The organism is Escherichia sp. 93.1518, from assembly GCF_013368915.2.
Taxonomy (GTDB): Bacteria; Pseudomonadota; Gammaproteobacteria; order Enterobacterales; family Enterobacteriaceae; genus Escherichia; species Escherichia ruysiae.
Genome location: NZ_JABWMT020000118.1, coordinates 1 through 337, shown reverse-complemented (window position 1 = coordinate 337; position 337 = coordinate 1). Strand labels below are relative to the sequence as shown.

The 337-nt window shown below is 63.2% G+C and carries 1 protein-coding gene; it reads left to right on the top strand.

Translation table 11 applies throughout. The features are described from left to right. On the top strand, window positions 1–337 hold a 337-nt coding region (locus HEN21_RS22700; RefSeq protein WP_183082967.1), incomplete at both ends, for a C40 family peptidase.

The following is a 337-nucleotide window of genomic DNA, read 5'->3' as shown; positions in this document are numbered from 1 at the left end:
AATCAGCGATTCTGGCGCACGCCCGGCGATGTGCGCCAGCGGAGTCGTGCGGCTTTGTGGTGAGAACGCCGGAGGGAGACAGATATCTTACCTGCGTAAATATCTCCGGTGAGCCGGAGGAGTATTTCCGGATGTCGCCGGAGGACTGGCTGCGGGCAGAAATGCAGGGTGAGATTGTGGCGCTGGTGCACAGCCATCCCGGTGGTCTGCCCTGGCTGAGTGAGGCCGACCGGCGACTGCAGGTGCAGAGTGATTTGCCGTGGTGGCTGGTCTGCCGGGGGGCGATTCATAAGTTCCGCTGTGTGCCGCATCTCACCGGGCGGCGCTTTGAGCACGG